The organism is Psychrobacter sp. DAB_AL32B (genome assembly GCF_002224105.1).
Taxonomy (GTDB): Bacteria; Pseudomonadota; Gammaproteobacteria; order Pseudomonadales; family Moraxellaceae; genus Psychrobacter.
The window spans coordinates 1-22,899 of sequence record NZ_NEXU01000120.1; the positions used below are offsets into that span (position 1 = coordinate 1).

Here is a 22,899-nt window from a genome sequence, read left to right on the forward strand (position 1 = left end):
TCATATCCAGATGAAAATTATAGTCTTGAATTTAGGTCTTTCAATACAAAGCTTATTTCAGCTGCGCTAGGTATACATACTCCATATTTACAATCAGAACCAAATAATCGGATACTAGGATTGTGGAATATAAGTCCATAACGAAATATTTTATCAAAATAATAACTACTTAAAGATTTACAGCTATTAGAACAACTCATTCATCTCCACCACTTCATCAAAATCAAACCCTAACCCTAACTGTTCGCCCTTACGTTGTTTCATTTGTTCTATACGCAGTTTACGTCCAGAAACCAGTCGTAGTACCTCACGGCGTTGTTCAGTCGTCATTCCATGCCATAACTGACGCTCATTACGACTACGCAGGCAGCCAAAGCAATAGCCTTTTTTATTGCTTTGACAAACACCAATACAGGGATTGGCAATCTCGAACAGTTCAAACTGCTGATTCATGGCGACTCCATCGCTATTATTGTCATTCCTTTGACCTGCATAAATCTATTATGTCGTAACTAGTAAATAATAGTGTGCCGTTTAATTGTTACTATTTTCTTTGAGCGGGTGCTATGCTCAACTCTAATCGTCTATATTTAACAATCATAACAAAATTAATAAGTGAGATTATACGTGAACATTATTTATATTCATGGATTAGATAGTGATGCCAACTCTACCAAAGGAGTGTTGCTAGAACGCTATTGTCAGCAAAACCATCCTGATATTAATGTATTACGTCCGGATTTAAATAAATCGCCAAGCCAAGTTTTTAGCCAAATATTATCATTAGTAGAAAGTTTGAATAATAATGTTGAAGATGCGCAGTTTGAATCTACTCAAACGGTATTAGTAGGTAGCTCGTTAGGTGGATATTTTTCCACCTTAGTTAGCAACCATACAGGTTGTCCAGCACTGTTATTAAATCCTAGTACTCAGCCACATGTTACTTTACAGCGCTTTGCCGATAAATTAGTTCTAGATAGTCAAAGCGAAGAAGCAGCATCTAGAAATCGAATTTTTTATACCACGACAGGAGGTTGGGCAATCACCCAAGCAGATTTGCAATGGTTTGAAGCGCATCAGTTATTAAACGTTCATTATCCTAATAAAGTCTCTGTACTAATCAAAGAAGGTGATGAACTATTAAACCCTGAGCTGTCTAAACAGTTTTATAAAGAGCAGGGAGCGACGGTAAACGTACAAGCTGGTGGCGATCACAGGTTTAGTGACTTTGCTGAGCAATTGCGAATGGTGATTGATAGGTTACAGCAGTTAGTACAGGATTAAATAGACGACATTATATGACGTGAGCGACTGACTATTACCGTTAATGTCGCTATTTTTGGTTATAATGGTTCAATAGAATTAACCATACGTGAATAGTTAAGGATGCATTTGTGAGTCAATATAATGCGCAATCGTTAGAAGTTTTAGAAGGGCTTGAGCCAGTACGTCGTCGTCCTGGTATGTATACAGATACTACGCGTCCTAATCATTTGGCACAGGAAGTGATTGATAACTCAGTTGATGAGGCGCTGGGTGGTTATGCCAAAATTATCAAAGTTCAATTACATAGCGATGGTTCGTTATCGGTTGAAGATGATGGACGTGGTATGCCAACTGATATTCATCCTGAATTTAATCAATCCGGTATTGAGCTGATTTTGACCCGTTTGCATGCCGGTGGTAAATTTTCAACTTCTAACTATGAAGTGTCGGGTGGCTTACATGGGGTTGGTATCTCCGTCGTCAATGCCTTATCAACACGAGTTGAGGTGACAGTATGGCGCGATAGTACACAGTTTGAGATGGCGTTTGAGAACGGAGCGCCAGTGACGTCGCTCACTGAGACTATTAGCTCAAATAAACGTAAACGTGGTACTAAAGTACATTTTTGGGCGGACGGCAGTTTTTTTGATACTCCTAAATTTAACATTAAGCAGCTTAAACATAATTTAAAAGCCAAAGCGGTGCTAGCAGCTGGACTGACGATTGAATTCATTGATGATATCAATAATGAAAAAGTGGTCTGGCAATTTACTGATGGGGTTGTTGAATATTTAGATGAGCAGTTAGACGGTCTTGAAACGTTACCTGAAGTCCCTTTCTATTATCACCATGAGGCAAAAAATGGTGCCCGTGCAGGTATTACCTTTGCGTTGTCTTGGTTGCCTGATGGCGGTACGCCGATTCAAGAAAGCTATGTGAATCTTATCCCGACGGCTCAGGGCGGCACACATGTTAATGGTCTGCGGACAGGTATTTTAGAGGCGCTACGTGAGTTTTGTGATATTCATAATTTACTACCGCGTAGTGTAAAGCTGACCGCAGAAGATGTGTGGGACGGGATTAATTACATCTTGTCGCTTAAATTTTCTGAGCCGCAGTTTTCAGGACAAACCAAAGAGCGTTTATCGAGTCGTGAAGCTGCTGGAGCGGTACAAACGTTGGCAAAAGATGCCTTTAGCTTGTGGTTAAATCAACATGCCGATCTGGGTGCGCAGATTGCAGAATTGGCCATCAATAAAGCGGGACGCCGCCTTAAATCTGCTAAAAAAGTAGCCCGTAAAAAAATCACTCAAGGTCCCGCTTTGCCCGGTAAGCTCGCTGACTGTCGCGGTGACTTGCGCGATGGAGCAGAGCTGTTCCTAGTAGAAGGGGACTCTGCGGGCGGTAGCGCTAAACAAGCCCGCGACCGCCACTACCAAGCGATATTACCTCTGCGCGGCAAGATTCTAAACACGTGGGAGGTATCATCAGACACGGTGCTATCCAGTCAAGAAATCCATGATATTGCGATTGCAATCGGTGTTGATCCGGCTTCCGATGATTTGTCTGAGCTGCGTTATGACAAGGTATGTATTTTGGCGGATGCTGATTCCGATGGACTGCATATTGCCACGCTCATTTGCGCTTTATTCGTTAAACATTTCCCAGCGTTAGTTGATGCAGGTCATCTATTTGTAGCGATGCCACCGTTATATCGAGTGGACGTGGGCAAAGAGGTACACTATGCGTTAGATGAAACGGAGCTTAAGCACATTTTAGCCAATGTACCGGGCAACAAAAAAGCGCAAATTACACGCTTTAAAGGCCTAGGTGAGATGAGTGCAGAGCAGCTACGTGAGACCACCATGAACCGTGATACTCGTCGTTTAGTACAGCTCGATATGGATGATATGGTATTGACCAACAGTGTGATGGATATGCTGTTGGCTAAGAAGCGCGCTGCTGATCGCAAATCATGGCTTGAGAACAAAGGCAACTTAGCTGACATCTCATAAGTGCTATCAGTTAACAGCCTCTATCAAGCGGCTATCATTATTTATGATTAAGTAAGCTATAACATAACAAAATCATGCAAAATCCAGCTTAGTGGCAGAAGCTTAGTGTTATTATACGAGTATCTTTTACTATATGGTGCCGTCATGACATCAAAGTTTTTTAATCGCTCTAAAGCTGCTGCTCAATCTACGCGCTCTAAGATATTACCAAGACTTAGCAAAAAACAGCTGGGTAATTTAGTGCCAAGACGTGGTAATAAAGTTGCGCCAGTAATCGCTGCAGCTTTATTAAAAGCTGCAGGCTGGCGTACGGTTGGAGAGATTCCAAATATTCCACAGGCAGTTGTGTTAGCGCTTCCGCATACGTCGAATGTCGATGGTGTTTATGCGATACCCGGTTTATTTGCTCTTGACCTAAAAGTCAGCATCATGGGCAAACATACGTTATTTAAAGTGCCAGTACTCGCACAGTTGTTGAATTGGATAGGTGTTGTTCCTATTAATCGCAGCAATAAAGGCTCAGTCCTACAAGCCAGTATTGATCGATTCAAAACTGGTGAACCACTGTTTTTAGGATTGTCGCCAGAAGGTACACGCGAGTACACGAAAAACTGGAAAACTGGTTTTTACTATCTAGCCGTGGGCGCTGGTGTGCCCATCTTGCCGGTAGCGCTCGACTATAAGACCAAAGAAATACGTTTTATGTCTTTGGTTTATCCTACCGGAAATATCGAAGCGGATTTGCCGAAAATATATGCCCAGTATCAAGGTGTTTTGCCAAGACATCCTGAGCGCCTGTCGCAGCCATTAAAGGACGTTAATAATTTAGCTGGTTAACATTATTTTTAAAACAGTCATTCACAAGCATCTATATATAAAAACCCCCTGATATGAATGTATCAGGGGGTTTTATCTTTATTCTAAGGGTTTGGTTCAATGCTATGTGGTATAAGCAATTTACTAGCCTACAGGCATTTTAAAAGTGCAGTTAACCCTTAGTTAGAAGCGCTAACACCACCATTGACAGGCAGATTAACACCGGTAATCATTGCTGCATCATCACTGGCCAAAAACATAATGGCGGCTGTAATATCAACAGGTGTCGCTGTTTTTCCTAGTGGAGAGTGGGTCAAAAAAGGATTTGAACTGGTATCCGTTGTCACTAAGCCAGCAGCTACTGCATTAATACGCACACCATTTAGTGCGTTTTCTAATGCCATTGCCTTTGTGGTATCAGTCAAGCTGTTTTGTTCAGCTTTATAGGTATTAATATTCCAATCGGCTGCTATAGCAGTTAGCGTTGATACATTAACGATATTACCTTTTGTTTTTATTAAATATGGAATGACTGATTGATGAATACCAACGGCAGTATCTATATTGACCATCACATCAATATGCTCATATTTCTCAAGCACATGCTCTATTAATCTTACAATTTGGGTTGGATCATTAACATCACTGGTTATTGTAAGGTGGTTACCTGTATTGATCCATGTATGATCTTGCGGAAGCTCCTTGTAGATATACTCTAACAGGTCATGATTAATGCCGACCAGTATGCAATTAGCGCCTTCTCTTGCGAACCTAGTAGCAGTTGTAAGACCAATATCTGAATCTGCACCTGTTATGATAACGGTTTTTTCTTTAAAGCGTTTCATGATGTTCTGTCCTTATTATCATACGATAGTCATTAAATAAGTAAAATTGATAAGCAATTTTTAGGCATTTTATAATCTATAAATCGATATACCAGCGCTACGGCTTTTATATCATCATAACAAGCCGCTGCTATGAAAGCGACTGTGTATAATTGTTCTTATATAGTTTGATTTTTCGCTAAGTAGTGCGGCAATGACAATCACGATAGCATGATGTGTGTAAGTTGCAACGTACACTATGCCATATTTATTTGATACCAAAAGGTTGGGACTGTGTCCAATTCGACTACCGTAATATCTGATTGGGGTGATGTTGACAATGAGTTAGCCTGTTATTTGCACGCAGATGCTATCGAAATTGTATTGCCTAATATGCCAGAACTTGAAAATACGTATGAGGCTAAATATGACGCTCGGTACTATGACTATCGATTGCCATTGGGTAAATTACACCTATTAGAGCTGGTGGTATATTTACTTTATAGTATTTCATCGGCTAATGTGGAGACTGTACGTAGGACAGCCGTTAAGTCTGCATTGGCATGGCACAAGATTTATTTATCTAACCATAAAAACAACCAGACGCCTACTGCTAACGTATTGGTCTTTGATATTCAGTTTAAGAGCGCCAGTACTAAAGCCCATAACTTGCACGATAAAAATGTTCAAGACGGTATAGGAAAGCGCTTTAAACATGGTTTCGCTCCCCGCTACTTTATGGAGGATCTAATAATAGATATCAGTGACAGTTTGCAGCCGCTACAAATATTTAGCTGGCACGATTGGCACTCTCTATTAGCAGCACTACAGACCCCATGCGAGCTGTGGCGATTCTTAGCGTACCGTTTAGAGCAGCTGCAGCATACAGCCAGTAGCCCTGTGTCAAGTTCTGAGTCTGAAGATAAGATTGTCACTCAGTTTCTGAACAGTCCAGCTTTATTTGCGCCTGCTATCGCCATAGATAATGCACTGATTAAATATGGTCTGCAGCATGAGCCTAATTCAGCGCTCATAGCGATGACGCTTGCGCAAAAGAATCATAGCACTACTGCACAGATGTATCAGCAGCACATGGTACAAGCGGCTATTTTGTGGTCGCAACTTAGCACCCAGATGATTGCTGCGGTCAATGAAAAGCTTGTCGCTAGTAAAAACAAAGACGAGTTAGGATTAACGTTTGCTCAGTGGCAGCAGCAAATACTAGACGAGTCATTATTTTCATGCCATGAACTTGTTCGTACTTTATATAGACATCCTAAGCAAGAACAGGTATTGCAGAAAAAAGGCTATGTAGTGCACCAACATTCCTATGAAAGTTTAGGGCGGCATTATGTGCTGATATTCTATGGACAGGAGTCAGAAGGGCAGCATAGCAAGGCGACTATTCAACCAAATCTGTCAAAAATTGCGCAAGACGTTGCCACACGTTTACCAGTTGCTGAGCTTCATCATATCATTGTGCTTGGTATCGATTTTATAACTGAAGCTGAAGATACTTTCATTGATATTGATCTATGGATTCAGCCAGTAGCTGCTATGACCCAACGCGAACGTCAGCTGACCAAGCAAATACAGCGCTTACATCAGCAAAGTCAGAATCATGATCAGCACTCTCATCACAGTCTGGATGAACCAGAGAATTCAAAAGCTAGGCAAATAATTCAGGAGCCTAAGAAAAATCTATAAGTTAATGAATTACCAGGGTTTCAGATAAATGTCTCTATCCCAGCACGCAATGGTGAATTCTAAATAAAATATAAATCATCAACCATAAAAAAAGACAGCCTGAGCTGTCTTTTTTTGTGCAAAATGAATTAATAATGAGGAATTATTTTAAATTATCATCATCATCTTTGTTAGTAAAACCACTACTGGTGGTGAAATCATTACTATTGTCGTCAGTTTCGATATGTGTGACATCAACCGTATCTGAACCTAAATGATTAGAAGTACGTGAATCTGAACCTAATTGAGTAGGAGTACTTGTATTAGGGTTATCAAGATCTGTACCTACTACAGGAGTGGTAGTTGCTACCGGCTTCGTAGTTGCTACAGGAGTGCTATTTGTCGCCGCGCTCGGTGTGTTCTCACGAACCGAAGACGCAAATTTATCTTGAGTCGATGAACTCGGATTTAAAGCAGATTTCGCTTTTGCTTCGTCACGTTCTCTGTCCATTTTGTCCTGCATTTTGCGTAGGAAACGTGCTGCTGCTTCTTGACCACCAAGACCAAACGATAGGGCAAATGCAACCGCCACCGCACCTAGGGTTAGACCAAATGCTAGGTTAACAATAGAATCAGCAATACCCATCGCTTTTAGACCCATGGCAAGTACTAAGCCCATGATTAATACGCGAACGATATTTGCTAGGAATTGCGAACCTTGTTCAGAACGCTCGACGACACCAGCAATGATGTTGGCAAGCCAGAAACCAATAAACAGGATGATCGCGCCTAGGATGATATTGGCACCGAAAGCGATAAACATCGTAATGATTGCTGAGATAGGCTCAAAACCTAGTAAGTCAGCTGCTGCGATAGAGGCAAACAACATCGCAAAGAAAATAATAGCGTAACCGACTAAATCAGAAACTCTCTGATTACCCATAGCATCTTGAAGACCAACTTTGGCGGGTAGTTGATTGATCTGAGTGTTTTCAATCAAGCCTTTAATAATGTTAGCGACCATACGCATGATATAGTAAGTCACTACTAAAATTGCTATCGCCATAAGAATATTAGGCAACGCTGCAGTGATTTTATTAAGCATGTTGGTTGCAGGACGAGCAATGACTTCGATCTTCAACGCTTCTAAGGCTGCGATGATAGTAGGGATAATGATGACTAAAAAGGCTAAAGACCCTGCTATATTAGGTAATTTGTTTTGATCATTTAAGCCGGCTTTTGAAGCCAATGCTTGTACGTCAAACGTTGCCACTAAGTTGGTAACGATGCCACGCACTACTTTAGCGATAACATAACCAATCAGCAGTATGATCCCAGCTTTCAAGATATTGGGAATTGCGTCAAATATTTGGCTGACCATGATACTTAAAGGAGCAAACAAACCATCAAGCTCTAACTGACCTAGTACCATTGTTAGTACTATCAGTAAGATAAACCAATAAACGATGTCAGCAATAGTGCTGCTCATAGGTTTCACGCCCGCATGAGCACTTAAACGCTCATCCATCGTTGTTTTCGCGAGTCCAGCATTGATAGCGGTACGTGCAACGGTTGCAATAACCCAACCGATTACACCAACAGCAATTGCGCCAATGAGATTAGGAATAAATGCCAATACTTGATTGACCATATTCGCAAACGGTGTCGAAATAGAATTTAGATTTAATTGGCTAAGTGCGCCTGAAATAGCGATTATGAATATAAACCAAAAAACAATCTTCGAGATAATGCCCTCTAAATCGTAGCTTTTACCGGTTGAAGAATTCATACGCTGGTTGAGATTGACTTTAGATAACACACCACGCACAAGCGCAGCAATACCGAGAGCAACCAGCCAGCCAATGATGAAAATCAAAATAGCGCCGATGATGGAACCTATAGGGCCACCAAGATAACCGTTGAACGATGTAAACATTGGATTCATCCTGTCCTCCTTGAATAATCATGTATAAGCGATTAAGTAATGCATGCTGCTAAATATGAGCATTTTTACTTTTAGCAAACACATACCTAATTATTAGTATTTTTAATTAAAATTATTTAAGAACGTAGTTGTAGACTGACTTTGGCGATTGTTAACAAAATCTACGTTCTGTTACTTGTTACCTTAACTAATTTAGCTTAGCTGATGTAATGATAGATTTAAAGACAGAAAGCTTAACCACTTACTATAGTTGTGTGATAAGTTGTTATTTTTGCGGCAAATATTAACATAGACTGTACATTTGACCGATAATTTCAAGGGAATCATAGCCCCCAAAACTAAGATTTGCTATTATAAGAGAATGTGACATCTCGCCACTATTATTACAATTTGAGAGTATTCTATGAAAAAAATTACTACCCTAAGCGTCAGTGCACTTGCTAGCGCTATGTTATTAATCACAGGTTGTAGCACTAACAACGGTAATCAAGAAACCGCGGCCCAAAGCGTTTCTGTCACTGAGCAAAGCCCAGCAAATGAAAAAGTGGGTTATAGTTTGGGCTTTATGATGGCGGAAGGAAATAAGGAAGCGGTTGGCGATTTGGATCTTGATACCTTTGAGAAAGGCTTTCGTGACGGCTATGAAGGCAAAGACTCAGCGTTGACTAAAGAGCAAATGGAAGAAGTATTGATGACTTATCAAAAAGAACAAGAAGAGAAGTTTGTGAAAGATATGGAAAGCAAAGCGGGTGAAAATAAAACCAAAGGCGCGGCATTCCTAGCAGAGAATGGTAAGAAAGCAGGCGTAAAAACCACAGCTTCTGGTCTACAATATAAAGTAGTGACCGCAGGTACTGGCAAATCACCAAAAGCAACTGACGTGGTTGAAGTAAATTACGAAGGTAAATTGATCGACGGTACTGTATTCGACAGCTCTTATGAGCGCGGTGAGCCAATTGAATTCCCACTCAATCAAGTTATTGCTGGCTGGACTGAAGGTCTACAGTTGATGAAAGAGGGTGGTAAATACGAGTTTTATATTCCAGCTGATATCGCTTATGGCGAAGCGGGCAACGCAGGTATCGAGCCTAACAGCACGCTTATCTTTACTGTTGAGCTATTAAAAGTAAAATAATGCGTTATTAGCATTGTTAAGAAGCAATGATAAAAGATATCTATAAAAGATAACAAAAAAGCCCTCTAATACTAGAGGGCTTTTTTTGTAACGGGTTTTGTGACAGGTTTTATGACTGATTTTGTGACGAAAGCTATTAGGATTGAAGGTTTTTTAATTCAACAGCATAGGGTTTGCACAACCGATATCAGTGAGCGTATTAGAGTCAATTCAGGCGTTACCTAAAGATTTTTTTGAAAAACTTTAGAATTACGACCGTTATTATATTGCTCACGGCGTGCTTCAGGTAAGGCGCTCGCTTCAACTTCAGCAAAACCTTGCTCGACAAACCAATGCGCGGTACGAGTGGTGAGTACAAATAGCTTGTGTAGTCCATGGCTGCGGGCTTGTTGCTCTAAAAACGCCAGTAAATCAGCACCGCGGCTACCGCTGCGATATTCAGGATGTACCGCAACGCAGGCAACCTCAGCTGAATCTGCATCGAGCGGATAAAGTGCTGCACAGCCTAAAATCATGCCATCGCGCTCAATGACGCTATAGTTATCAATCTCTTGCTCCAAACGCTCGCGTGAGCGGCTAACCAAGATGCCTTGCTCTTCTAGCGGCGATAATAGTTCTATCAGCCCCACCACATCGTCGATGTCAGCACGGCGAATCTCTTCATAAGGGTCGTGGCTAATCAGTGTCCCAGAGCCATCACGAGTGAATAGCTCCTCGAGTAGTGCGCCGTTTTTGGCATAAGAAATAATATGAGTGCGATGAACGCCTTGGCGACAAGCATTACTGGCACAGCTTAAAAAGTAATTAATCTCACAGTTCAAATCACGGTCACGTAAGAAGCGGTCGACTTCATTTGGAATCATTTCACGTAATAAACGATCATCGTGATTGATACCGGCTTCCTCGCCCAAGAATATAAGTTTGTCAGCGCCAAGTGCTACGGCTGCACTCAGAGCCACGTCTTCAGCCAGTAAGTTGAAAACTTCCCCAGTCGCCGAATAACCCATTGAGCCTAAAATCACAATATGGTCGTGTATTAGGTTATTTTTAATCGCTTCAACGTCGATAGAGCGTACTTCGCCCGTCATCTGGTAATCAACGCCATCACGGATACCATAAGGACGAGCGGTCACAAAGTTACCTGAAACCGCATCAATGCGCGAGCCATACATGGGTGAGTTTGCAAGCCCCATCGACAGTTGGGCTTCAATCTGCAAGCGAATAGCACCAACGGCTTGTAATATAGAAGGCATTGCGACGCGGGGTGTCACGCGAATATCTTGATGCAGTGGCGAGGTGATATCAGCATCTTTGAGGTTTTTTTCGATTTGTGGTCGTGCCCCATGCACCAATACCAGCTTGATACCCAAGCTATGCAATAAAGCAAAGTCATGAATCAGTGTACTAAAATTTGGATGATTGACCGCTTCACCGCCAAACATAATCACGAACGTTTTGCCGCGATGCGTGTTGATATAGGGGGCAGAATTACGGAACCAATGGACGTATTCAGGGTTGATCTGGGGCATGGCGCTAGTAGTCATAATGGCAGCAATAGTCGTTAGAATAAGAAAAAGGGCGTGACAGAAAATGCTTGTCGCTAAAGGATCGCTAAAGATTTACCATAGCAAAAAACGCCGTTATGAGCTATCTTTTATTTCAGTGGCTTAATAAGCCTTTCTAGCTGATTAATGATATACACAACCTCAACACGCGGTTAGTATACGTATAAACGCTTTTTGTTATGCTAAGCGCTATTGCTTTCCAGATAGCTTACGCAGATAATTGATAAAAATAATAAAGTTCAAAAAACTAACATGATTAAGTATAAGAATATATGATGATAGCTTGCTCACCATCATACATTTTAAAAAACCATTAAATTTTATTAGCTTCGTTTTTTACCAGCTTTGTTTTACCGATACATTAACCAGGGATAATGAATGTCATGAAGAAAAGTAACCATTTTGCTAATCCATTCAGTGCATGGAGCGGACACCGCTTGTTTCATGTTGTCGCCGGTACGCTCGTTGGCGTAATGGCAGTAACGCAGGCATCAGCGATGTTGCCCACGCCAGAACAAGCGGTTGATAATTCAGTGGCCGTTCAGTCAAATACCAACCAAGCCAGTCAGTCAAATGCGCAAGCGGTCAATAGTAAAATCACCGCGTCATTGATTAGTGTGGATGCCAATGGTCAAGAAGTGCTAGTTCCTGTGACGGCAAATACGCGTTTGCAGTCAGGTAATGTCCTAGAGTATCAAGGCTATTTTACTAATACCAATGCCGATCGAGTCCGTAAAATGACCGTGACGATGAGCATCCCAGAACAAGTGGAATTGCTGCGCGCCGTCTCTCCTGATTTTCCCTATGGCAGTGCGGACGGCAATACTTTTGCCCGTATGCCGTTACGTGGAAAGGTTGACAATCAGCTGCAAGAAATTCCTTTAAAGTTCTATAAAGCAGTACGCTGGGACCTCGAAGGTGTTGGCCTTAATGATACCGTCGCGGTTAAATACCGTGCGCGTGTTAAATAAGTAAGCCGTTTTTAAGTGCATGATTTTAAGTGACTGATTTTAAGTAAATGCTTTAATACTAGGTTTTGCTTGATCGGTATTTGCTTAGCATTTAGTTAGTATTTACAGCATCAAAAAAGCACCACAGTTTATTGCTGCGGTGCTTTTTTGTCGTCAGCAGTGGAGTCGTAGTCACTGTGCTTATCTATCAATTAGAAAATTTCATATTTGCGCTGAGTCTTTTCTTTAACGGGTCTTTTTCTCTAATGGAGTTTTTTCGTGAATTAATTGCTTAATTGCACTAATTTGGGCGGTAGTGGCTTGCGCGCCAGCACTAATAAGGGCACTACGCTGGCTCGTATCTATTGAGCTGATGTGACCGACATTGGGGATAATAATAATATCAGCGCGATCACGCTCATGACGCATCGGTACGACACGATTGATGTTTGATTGCTTAGAGACATTAGCAACGTTAGAGGCGTTAAAGGCAATATTGTTTTCAAGAAATCCCCAAAAGCTGGTTAATGAATTAACGGTCGGTATTTTATTAGTAGTAGGAATATTAGCGTTAGCAGCAGTGACATCAATGGCGATGACAATGTCGGCACCCAAATCACGGGCGCTATCAACTGGCACTAAACTAACCACGCCACCATCGATATATTTTTTGCCAACTTTTTCAGGAATTCGCGGCGCAATAAAAATATTAGGGACGCTACAGGATGCTTGTACGGCAAGCCCAGCATCACCAGTGCTAAAGACGGCTTTTTTTAGCGACTGCTTTTCGGCAGCAACCGCGGCGAAGCTGATTGGGAAACTTTCTATCGTTCGTCCACCAACATGAGCATTAATAAAGTTTTTGAGCTTAATACCTTCGATAAAGCCTTGGTTAGATAAGGTAAAGTCTGTCAACTCACTATCAGCTGTGTTCAGTGCTAAACGTTCAAGCTGCTTTGCTGTATAACCACTGGCATATAGGCTACCCACCAAACTACCGACGCTGGTGCCGACCACCAGCGTCGGTGTGATACCGTTCTCTTCTAGTGCTTTAATCACGCCTACATGAGCGAAACCTTTGGCACCACCACCACCCAACACTAATGCCACCTTAGGTTTATTCGGCGTCAGCGTCACTGTTGGAGCGACTGGCGTCAAACTATTGCAAGCACTAATAAATAGCCCAAATAGGGTAAGCAGACTAATACGCAATAGTATTAAATAATGACGGCTTAAATAATAACGATAGGGGTAGCGCATAGAATGAACGGACATAAAAAACCTTATAATTAGCGTCATAAAACAAACCATTGCTGGATGATAGCCTATGAACCCTATTAATTATTTGTTTACTCATAAATCGGCTAGACGTCGTATGACTAAATAGCTTAGCATAAGCCATTAGGTGGTTAGTTATCATGATAATTTAGCGTTATAGCTTAGCGTTTTATAGAGTATTGATTATTATCACATTATAAGACAGCTTATAAAATGCTAGAGATTTTAACATCAGACGGTTGACTCCATATAATTTATATTAACATCGTTAGGATTCTTGATGCCCACATCGGTTAACTCTGCTTCACCTCATTTATCAGACCCTATATTAAAGAATGCATCAAAGCATGCAAGCTCTGATATGGTCGTCTCAGCAATTGATATGCCGGTGACGGCGCTGGCAGGTGTTGGACCAAAAGTAGCTGAGCAATTAACCCAATTGGGTATCGCCCGTATTTTTGATTTGCTGCTACATCTGCCGCGTGATTACGAAGACCGCAGTCGCTTGGTATCGATAGGCGATGTGGCTCATGGGCAAGCCGCCTTAATTACTGGTCGCGTCGTGCATGTCGATACCAACCGCAGCGGCATGACAGTGATTGTAGATGATGATACGGGTACGATATCTTTGCGATTTTTCAAGGTTTATCGTGGACTTGCTCAAACTATGTGCTTAGGTACGCATTTGCAGTTGTTCGGTGAAGTCAAAGTCAGCCGTTACGGCAAGCAAATACATCATCCTGAATATCAGATTATCAGCAGCAATGAGACAGTAGTAAATACCGGTTTACAGCCTATTTATCCAAGCGTCAAAGGTTTACATCAAAATAAGCTGCGCACGCTAATTAAGCTTGCCTTGCAAACGGTTCGTAGTCAGGGTCTACCAATGACCTTGTTTACGCCTGAGGATTTTGCAGTCGTTGCTGACTTGCCGTTAGTGCCTTTTGAGCCAGCTAAATTATCGATAACAGAGCCCGATTATCCAGAAGATATCTTCTCAACATTGGCGCGCAGTGTGCCTGACCATACTATTCGCAATAGCGTCAATAGAGCTGATCCATCCCTTTATAATGCAAATTATAATTCCAATAATGATGCCAATACAGTTGCTGTTAGTACGGCTAATAATAATGTCTATAATCTGACGATATTTGAAGCCTTAGTATTACTGCATACACCGCCTACTTATACCGACGCCGGTCAGCAATATAAACTGTTAACCCAGCTAAGTGCCCGTACTCATGCTGCCTGTCAGCGCCTCATTATTGAGGAACTGACCGCGCATCAGCTCAGTCTATTATATCGACGTCAGCAATTACATCAGTACAAAGCGCCCAAATGTGCCATGCAAAGCCCATTGGCTGATCAGTTATTTGCCGCGCTACCATTTGATTTGACGGGCGCACAAAAAAGAGTCATGAAAGATATTACTGCTGATATGGCAACATCCATTCCGATGTTGCGATTGGTGCAAGGTGACGTAGGCGCGGGCAAGACGCTGGTTGCGGCAGGCGCGGCTGGCTATGCGCTTGATAGTGGCTGGCAAGTCGCTGTCATGGCACCGACGGAAATATTAGCAGAACAGCATTTGGTCAATTTTAAACAATGGTTTGAGCCGTTAGGTATTGGCGTCGGCTGGCTCGCTGGTAAGCAAACGGTGAAGCAGCGCCGCGAAGCGTTAGAGGCAGTAGCAGAAAATACCGTACAAATTATTGTCGGCACTCATGCGTTATTTCAAGAACAAGTCAAATTTGCTAAATTGGGACTGGTTATTATTGATGAACAGCATCGGTTTGGTGTCGAACAACGTATGGCGTTGACCAATAAAGGCGTGGCTGGTAGCACACCGCATCAGCTGATTATGACCGCAACGCCAATTCCGCGCACGTTGGCGATGAGTGTTTATGGTGATATGGATACCTCGATTATCGATGAATTACCACCGGGACGCACGCCAATTACTACTGTTACCATTGACCGTAATCGCCGTGATGAAGTGATAGAACGTATTGCGGTGAATTGTGAGGCAGGTAGGCAAGCGTATTGGGTGTGCTCACTGGTGGAAGAGTCTAGCGTGCTAGATGCGCAAGCCGCTGAAGCTACTTACGAGGATTTAAATGAGCGCTTAAATATTCGTATTGGCTTAGTGCATGGCAAAATGAAAGGGGCTGACAAACAAGCTATTATGCAAGCATTTAAAGCAGGGCTGCTTGATCTATTGATAGCCACCACGGTCATCGAAGTTGGAGTTGATGTGCCGAACGCTTCATTAATGGTCATCGAAAATGCGGAACGCTTGGGGCTGTCGCAATTACATCAATTACGCGGGCGCGTCGGGCGCGGTTCAACCAAAAGTTACTGCGTGCTGCTCTATCAAAAGCCGCTATCTGAAACGGGTACTGAACGCTTGAATGTATTGCGTGATAGTACCGATGGCTTTGTGATTGCGCAAAAAGATCTAGAATTGCGTGGCCCTGGTGAGCTGTTAGGCAAACGCCAAACGGGTAATATTGGCTATTATTTGGCTGACCTCATTCGCGATGAGCAGTTATTTGCTATTGCCCAGCGGCTCGCAAAACATTTAATCGCAGATCCTGCGCGTAAAGCGGATGTCAGCCAGCTCATTCATCGCTGGATGCCGGAAGCCAGTCGCTATACCAATGCTTGAGGCTAACTAATTGCATCTTTGTTTATGGCTAACAGCTAACAATTTCCCATGTTCGTTTGCATATAAATGAGTGTAGCAGTATCTCAGTTAAGAGGTCGTCGCTACTTTTATCCAACCCAGAATTTAGCCCGAAAAATCTAAACTTCGCAGCTTGTTATCATGATCTAGTCTCTTAATATCTGGACTTTTAATTACTAATATTTAATGGGTTATTAGCCTAATAAATCTCTAGTAAAGACCAGTTTTTCTCATCCCATCCTAATTTAAATTGAGAATATAAAGAGAAGTTCTTTGTATTCTTGTCGACGAATATCTACTTATCAGTTCACTAGTCAATGTTGATATGTGGCTACTAATGTGGCAGTTTATGCAGTAGATCGCTTTTTTTAGTAGTCTATTGTTTACTTGTATTTTATTTTTACAGTATTTTTTGCGAAAAAATACGCTGTCGAAAATATATGGTAACTAGTAATTTGACGGATTCTGACAGGGAGTTAGAAGCTTGATTGGCTTAATATTGCCAGCTCATGTCTTATCTGTTTAATGATTATCGCTCTATCTAGGCGATTATCTCCTGCATAAATTTTCAGACAAGGATGTCCCATGAAAAAGATTTTAGCACTCACCTGTGCTATCGCTACGCCATTATTTTTCAGCCAATCTGCTTTTGCAGAATTCGATTACTTTAAAACTGATGGTAGCTTCAAACGCTTTTCGGTCTCTGCCGGTTGGTTACATGCTGCTCCGCAAGGCACTGCCAATCCATTGCAAAACACGACAGCCATCAAAGATGGTACTGTCGCTGAAAACGGCAGTGTTAAAGTCAAAACCGTACGAGATGTACTTGTTAAAGGTCAGAAAGGTTTCGGTCTTATAGACGGCACTTTAGGCGCTTTAGGCGCTGAGACGGATTTGTCCAACGTTCTTGTGCTAGGTGATGTTTCTGGTACTACTGAAATCAGTGGCTTAGAAAGCTGGAGTAGCGCTGGCACGGGACTGCAAGCTGACGATGCAGATACGGTAGGGTTGTTGTTTAACTATTACCTTACTGATAACTGGTCGATGGAGTTGAAAGCGGGTATACCACCGAAGGTAGATATCTTAGGTAAAGGACAAGTTTTTGCACCATTAACTGGCAAAGTCAGTCCAAGTGGTATTGCAGGAGGACTGTTGGGTGATTTCGAGATTTCAAAAGATATACCTATCACTAACTTAGAGCAGGGTGATGGTGTGGCTTCCAGTGCTCGAGCATGGTTGCCAGCAGCTGAAGTACATTACCAATTTGGTAAATCTGGAGTCAATAAGTTCCGTCCTTATGTCGGTGCTGGGGTGCTTTACGCCTATTTTAATGACATTGAGCTCAATCCCGGTATTCGTCAAGATTTAGAGATGGCAGGACATCAGATTCAAAATATTAAAGATAATAAAGCCGGTGCTGCTTTAGAAGATGTGAAATCTGCTAGCGGCATGAGCGTGGATGTTGAAGCTGACAGCGCTTTTGCGCCGATCGTTACGCTTGGAGCAACTTATGACTTTAATGACAGATGGTTTGGTGTGGGCTCTATTTCTTATGCGAAACTAAATAGCGACACCACTATTACGGTAAAAAATGATACAGGTGAAGAGTTGATCCGTTCGAGTACGACTCTTGATATCGACCCATATATTACTTATCTCGGCGTAGGGTATCGTTTTTAATGTAACGTTTATAAAGAGTTTAAAATATTGGCGTAAATATAACGCACACCTTCAAAAGTGTGCGTTATATTTTTTACGTGACTAATAATCAGTTATGAATGATAAGTGATAAATAGTGTTCATACCCAACCCAAATAGTTTGCGTGACGTTCTTACTCTTGTTTGACTATATAGCGCCTATTGATGACGTATGCTGTAAAAAAGTTTTTGCCCTAAAATATCTTTAGAAAATCCCAAACTTACGAACATAAGACACTATATATATAAATAAGATGATGGCTTAATATATGCTATCCTCAATAAATTTATAGACTATTGTAATAATAAACAGTGTCTTAGAGACCGTTATCAACTTCTTTACTAAATAAGGTCTATCGTAAAGCGCTCTGATTTTTATTCCAATTGCTTATGACGTTTTATGGTTACTTATTACTGTTACTACACCTTATTCATCTCAGTTTTTTAGCATCAATATATTAAATATACCAATTTTATTACTGTCCATATTTATAGAGAGTTATCATGAGCGATGTTGAAGACAACAAGCCGCCAGTTGAATCTGAGCTACCACCATACCGTCAATCGGACAGGCTGATAAATAAGCCAGCGTCAAAGTTTCCTCTATGGTTGTTGCCAGTATTGGCAATCGTGCTTGTTATCGGCGTTTTGGTTGGAAAGTATTGGGGTGGCGATAAAGCAGCGACAAATGATTTGCCAGCCTCTACTAATACGCAAAGTAGTGACGGAGAGGTAAATGATGTTAATACTGAACAAGCCGTCCTATCAGTAGAAACTGTGATGCCAAGCCAAGATAATATTGGTAATACCCTAAGTGCTGATGGAACCATCAATGCCAAAGATATCGCGAATGTCAGTGCTAAAGTGAATGGCGTGGCGATTGAGCGTATATTGGTTGAAGAAGGCGAGCGCGTCAAAGCCGGTCAAGTACTGGCAATATTTGATACCGATGCGATGGAGCAGCAAGTCTTGCAAGCTGAAGCAGACGTTGCCGAAGCAGAAGCAACGCTTGCCAATGCCACTGCCGATGCCGCACGCGTCCTGCCACTCATTGATATTGATGCCATCAGTAAACAAGAAGCAGATCGCTATCGCACTTCCAAACTGCAAGCGCAGGCTGCGCTACAAGCATCTAAAGCTCGGCTGAGTACGCAGCGCTTAAGTGTTAACAATGCCAACGTGGTCGCACCCGTTAGCGGTGTCATCAGTGAAAAAATGGCTGAAGTTGGTATGGTTGCGGGTGGAGAGCCATTGTTTACCATTATTAAAGGTGGCATTTTAGAATGGCGTGCGGATATCGATCCTAAGCTTATCGGTGAGGTTAATGTGGGTACACCGGTGCAAGTTAGCTTGCCAGGCGGCGACTCTGTCATGGGTCAGGTCAGCCGTATCGCACCAACTGCGGATAATAATCGTCAAATTACCATTTATGCCAGCCTCGCTGCTAACGCAAAAGTGCGGGCAGGCATGTATCAAACGGGCGAGTTTTTATTGGGTAGCAGCAGCGCCCAAACCATACCTAATAGCGCTATTGTCAGCAATGATGGCTATGATTATGTGATGCTGGTGACCAATATCAGTACTAAAGATGGTAAAAATACAGGTCGTATCAAACAACAGCGCGTGACATTGGGCGAGCGCTTTGGCGATAGTGTGGCGATTACAGAGCCACTCCCTGCTGAGAGCCGACTTGTGAAGCAAGGCGGTAGTTTTTTAAATGACGGTGACTTGGTACGTATCGTCGATGGTATCAATAAAATGAGCAAGCAAGCTGATGCTGGTGCAAATAAAGAAGCGGTTAATAAGAAAGCAACTGGTAAACAAGCAACTGGCACAGCCACGCAGGCGCGCTCATGAGTTTAAATGTCTCCGCTTACTCGATTAGAAATCCTTTAGTTGCTATCTTGCTGTTTGTGCTGCTGACCTTGGGCGGTATCTATGGCTTTATGAAAATGAAGGTGCAGCAGTTTCCTGATATTGACTTACCAGCGGTGGTGGTTACCGTCACCTTACCGGGCGCTGCGCCCTCCCAGCTTGAAAATGATATTGCAAAAAAGGTGGAAAACAAGCTTACCAGTATTGAGGGCGTCAAGCATATTCGCACCACACTACAGACGGGCGCGGCGACTATGGTCACCGAGTTTGTCTTAGAAAAAGACATCCAAGAAGCGGTCGACGATGTACGTTCAGCAGTCGGTGAAGTACGTGGCGATTTGCCAGCAGCAGCCAATGATCCTATTATCACCAAAGTCTCAACATCAGGATTTCCAGTCGTCACATACTCTGTTGCTGCTGAAAATATGAATGTGGAAGACTTATCTTGGTTTGTTGATGATACTGTCACCAAACGCCTCTCCGATATACCCGGTGTCAGCACCGTTAGCCGTATTGGCGGTTTGCAGCGTGAGATTACCGTCGCCGCTGACCCTATCGCGCTGAGTGGCTTGAAGTTCTCTATTGCACAATTATCTAATCAAATTACCGGCATTCAGCAAGACAGTTCTGGCGGTGAAGCAGAAGTCGGGAAAACTACTCAGACTATCCGTGTACTCGGTGCCGTTGAGCGCGCAAGCGAGCTGAATGATTTACAAATAGCCGTCCCTACAGGTGGCACACAAGCGCTTGGGCGAATGGCGCAAATCACGGATGGTGCGGCTGATCCAAGCTCTATTGCCAAGCTCGACGGGCAAACGGTAGTTGCATTTAATATTACCCGCTCGCGTGGAGCCAGTGAAGTTGAGGTAATGAAGCTGGTCGATGCAGAGCTTGCTAAGCTTTCAGCAGATGTCGGCAATATCAATATCGAAAAAGTCTATGATCGAGCAACGCCCATTGATGAAGATTATCAAGCATCATTACGGATGCTGATAGAAGGTGGTCTATTAGCGGTGGTAGTGGTGTTCTTGTTTTTGCGCAATATTCGCGCGACCTTTGTTGCTGCTGTCGCGTTACCGCTGTCCGTCATTCCTACCTTTTTGGGTATGTATTTGTTTGGTTTTAGCTTAAATATCATCTCGCTATTGGCATTGTCGTTGGTCATTGGTGTACTGGTCGACGATGCTATCGTTGAGGTTGAAAACATCATTCGACATTTGCGCATGGGTAAGACGCCTTATGAAGCGGCGATGGAAGCGGCGGATGAGATTGGTTTGGCGGTGGTTGCCACTACCTTTACCTTGATTGCCGTGTTTTTACCCACTGCCTTTATGGGCGGTATCGTTGGGCAGTTCTTTCGGCAGTTTGGCTGGACGGCAGCCTTATCAATATTTGCCTCGTTAATGGTAGCCCGTCTCATCACACCGATGATGGCGGCGTATATATTGAAACCAGAAAAAAAGCACGTTGAAAAACAAAGCGCGCTGATGGGTTGGTATCTTAAAGTGGTCTCTTGGACGCTGTATCATCGCTGGATTACGATGGCTGCTACCTTAGTATTGTTTGTGGCTTCATTAGCCTTGGTGAAATTACTGCCAACCTCTTTTATCCCTGATAATGATATTGACCAGACGCGTGTATCGATTGAGCTAACACCTGATGTTGCGTTAGAGGACACTGAGCGAGTTGCCGCGCTGGCAAGTGAGCGTATTTTAGCCATGCCTGAAGTGACCAATATTTTTACTTCGGTAGGCGAGGCGCAGGCAGCAATGGATTCACCCTCTAGCGGTGGTAAATCCGAGAATATCGCTGGTTTAGATATTGTACTTGCCCCGAGGGCAGAGCGTGGCTCTAAGCAAGAAATTGAGCGTAAAATTAGTGCTATGTTAGCAGAAGTGCCTGGCGCTCGCTTTACTGTCGGTCTATCGAGTGGCGGTGAGACGGGTTATAATTTTTCTATGACTAGTACTGACCCGCAATTGCTTGAGCAGACTGCACAGCAGATAATGTCAGAGATCCGTGAGTTACCAAGTGCTGGCGCTGTCACCAGTGATCGCAGCCTACCGCGCCAAGAGTTGACTGTCACGCCAAATAGACTGGCAATGGCAGATAAAGGGGTGACGACGCAAGATATTGCCACGACTTTACGTGTGGCTACCGTCGGTGACTATGAGCAGAGTTTATCTAAGCTTAATTTGGATACGAGGCAGATACCGATAGTAGTACGCTTGCCAGATATCGCTAAGCAAAACGTTAGCCAACTAGAAGGTTTATATGTACCAAGCGCTCTACCAGCAGGACAGGGAGTACGTGTCGGTGAGGTTGCGACGTTAGACTTTGGTACTGGACCTGCGCAAATCAGTCGCCTCGATCGTGAGCGTGCGATTAGCATTACCGTCCAGCCTGCCAATGGTGAGCTTGGTGATTTGGTACAAGCAGTCAAAAATATACCTAGTATGCAAAAACTACTAGCGTCTTTGACTATTATTGATCAAGGCCAAGCAGAAAATATGGCCGAGTTATTCAGTGGCTTTGTGATTGCGATGTCGGTCGGTGTAGTATGTATTTTAGGCGTTCTTATATTATTGTTTGGGCGTATCTTGCAGCCCTTTACCATTTTGATGGCATTGCCGCTGTCTATCGGTGGTGCCTTTGTGGGCTTGGTGATTACCAACAGCAGCCTGTCGATGCCCTCGATGATTGGCTTTATTATGCTGATGGGCATTGCGACCAAAAACTCCATCTTGTTGGTCGATTATGCGTTGATAGCCCAGCGCCGTGGTTTGGCACGTTTTGAGGCCATTATTGATTCGTGTCGTAAGCGCGCGCGTCCTATCATTATGACTACTATCGCGATGGGTGCTGGTATGTTGCCATTGGTATTTGGTTGGGGCGATGCTGATCCAACCTTCCGTCGACCGATGGCCGCTGCAGTATTGGGCGGTTTGGTGACATCGACTTTATTAAGCCTAGTTGTCATTCCGGTGGTCTATACCTTGATGGATGATTTGTCAGGATGGTTTAGTAAATGGTTGATACCGCATGGTAAAGATAAGGAAAGCCCAGTCATCGAAAAATAATCAGTGCTGATAAAGTGTCTAGGTCAATCACATAGGAAGTGATTGACTGCTCGCTGCTCATTTAAAAAACAGGAAATCAA

The 22,899-nt window shown here is 42.9% G+C and carries 15 protein-coding genes; 10 read left to right on the forward strand and 5 right to left on the reverse strand.

From position 1 onward, the window contains the following. Window positions 1-186 precede the first annotated feature (186 nt). Window positions 187-453, reverse strand: coding sequence for a DUF1289 domain-containing protein (locus CAN34_RS13030; RefSeq protein WP_089556005.1), 267 nt, complete (start codon window positions 451-453; stop codon window positions 187-189). Between the two features lie 174 nt (window positions 454-627). Here CAN34_RS13030 and CAN34_RS13035 point away from each other — a divergent pair, with 174 nt between their 5' ends. From CAN34_RS13035 to CAN34_RS13045, 3 genes are all read left to right on the forward strand, one after another. Further along, complete coding sequence (locus CAN34_RS13035) at window positions 628-1,284, forward strand: YqiA/YcfP family alpha/beta fold hydrolase (protein WP_089556006.1); 657 nt, start codon at window positions 628-630, stop codon at window positions 1,282-1,284. Between the two features lie 110 nt (window positions 1,285-1,394). Next, window positions 1,395-3,281, forward strand: a complete 1,887-nt coding sequence (gene parE, locus CAN34_RS13040; RefSeq protein ID WP_089556007.1) for a DNA topoisomerase IV subunit B — start codon at window positions 1,395-1,397, stop codon at window positions 3,279-3,281. A gap of 144 nt (window positions 3,282-3,425) precedes the next feature. Then, entirely contained in the window at window positions 3,426-4,118 is a 693-nt protein-coding gene (locus CAN34_RS13045; protein ID WP_089556008.1) for a lysophospholipid acyltransferase family protein, read from the forward strand. Window positions 4,119-4,276: 158 nt separating this feature from the next. Here the strand turns inward: CAN34_RS13045 and CAN34_RS13050 are convergent, their stop codons facing one another. Then, the gene (locus tag CAN34_RS13050) at window positions 4,277-4,942 is read right to left on the reverse strand and encodes an SDR family NAD(P)-dependent oxidoreductase (protein ID WP_089556009.1); all 666 of its coding nucleotides are present in this window, start codon (window positions 4,940-4,942) and stop codon (window positions 4,277-4,279) included. Between the two features lie 273 nt (window positions 4,943-5,215). Here CAN34_RS13050 and CAN34_RS13055 point away from each other — a divergent pair, with 273 nt between their 5' ends. Continuing rightward, entirely contained in the window at window positions 5,216-6,628 is a 1,413-nt protein-coding gene (locus CAN34_RS13055) for a hypothetical protein (RefSeq protein WP_089556010.1), read from the forward strand. A 142-nt stretch (window positions 6,629-6,770) separates the two neighbouring features. Here the strand turns inward: CAN34_RS13055 and CAN34_RS13060 are convergent, their stop codons facing one another. Further along, window positions 6,771-8,552, reverse strand: a complete 1,782-nt coding sequence (locus CAN34_RS13060; protein ID WP_089556011.1) for a mechanosensitive ion channel — start codon at window positions 8,550-8,552, stop codon at window positions 6,771-6,773. 403 nt (window positions 8,553-8,955) lie between these two features. Between CAN34_RS13060 and CAN34_RS13065 the strand changes: the two genes are divergently transcribed. Then, window positions 8,956-9,687, forward strand: coding sequence for an FKBP-type peptidyl-prolyl cis-trans isomerase (locus tag CAN34_RS13065; RefSeq protein WP_089556012.1), 732 nt, complete (start codon window positions 8,956-8,958; stop codon window positions 9,685-9,687). A gap of 221 nt (window positions 9,688-9,908) precedes the next feature. Here the strand turns inward: CAN34_RS13065 and argA are convergent, their stop codons facing one another. Then, a complete protein-coding gene (argA, locus tag CAN34_RS13070; RefSeq protein WP_089556013.1) occupies window positions 9,909-11,231 on the reverse strand; it encodes an amino-acid N-acetyltransferase in 1,323 nt (440 codons plus the stop codon). A gap of 404 nt (window positions 11,232-11,635) precedes the next feature. Between argA and CAN34_RS13075 the strand changes: the two genes are divergently transcribed. Beyond that, on the forward strand, window positions 11,636-12,223 hold the full coding sequence (locus CAN34_RS13075; RefSeq protein WP_079693136.1) for a hypothetical protein: 588 nt from the start codon (window positions 11,636-11,638) through the stop codon (window positions 12,221-12,223). Between the two features lie 225 nt (window positions 12,224-12,448). On the opposite strand, the gene CAN34_RS13080 is transcribed toward CAN34_RS13075, so the two are convergent. Then, window positions 12,449-13,477: a patatin-like phospholipase family protein gene (locus tag CAN34_RS13080; RefSeq protein ID WP_089556014.1), complete on the reverse strand. Its 1,029-nt coding sequence runs from the start codon at window positions 13,475-13,477 to the stop codon at window positions 12,449-12,451. A gap of 283 nt (window positions 13,478-13,760) precedes the next feature. Between CAN34_RS13080 and recG the strand changes: the two genes are divergently transcribed. From recG to CAN34_RS13100, 4 genes are all read left to right on the forward strand, one after another. Then, complete coding sequence (recG, locus tag CAN34_RS13085; protein WP_089556015.1) at window positions 13,761-16,148, forward strand: ATP-dependent DNA helicase RecG; 2,388 nt, start codon at window positions 13,761-13,763, stop codon at window positions 16,146-16,148. A gap of 603 nt (window positions 16,149-16,751) precedes the next feature. Further along, complete coding sequence (locus CAN34_RS13090) at window positions 16,752-17,846, forward strand: OmpW family protein (protein ID WP_089556016.1); 1,095 nt, start codon at window positions 16,752-16,754, stop codon at window positions 17,844-17,846. Window positions 17,847-18,368: 522 nt separating this feature from the next. Continuing rightward, window positions 18,369-19,721: an efflux RND transporter periplasmic adaptor subunit gene (locus CAN34_RS13095; RefSeq protein ID WP_089556017.1), complete on the forward strand. Its 1,353-nt coding sequence runs from the start codon at window positions 18,369-18,371 to the stop codon at window positions 19,719-19,721. Next, window positions 19,718-22,819 carry an efflux RND transporter permease subunit gene (locus CAN34_RS13100; RefSeq protein WP_089556018.1) on the forward strand — a complete coding sequence of 1,034 codons (3,102 nt, stop codon included), beginning with the start codon at window positions 19,718-19,720 and terminating at the stop codon, window positions 22,817-22,819. The genes CAN34_RS13095 and CAN34_RS13100 overlap by 4 nt, the downstream gene beginning before the upstream one ends. Window positions 22,820-22,899: the final 80 nt, after the last annotated feature.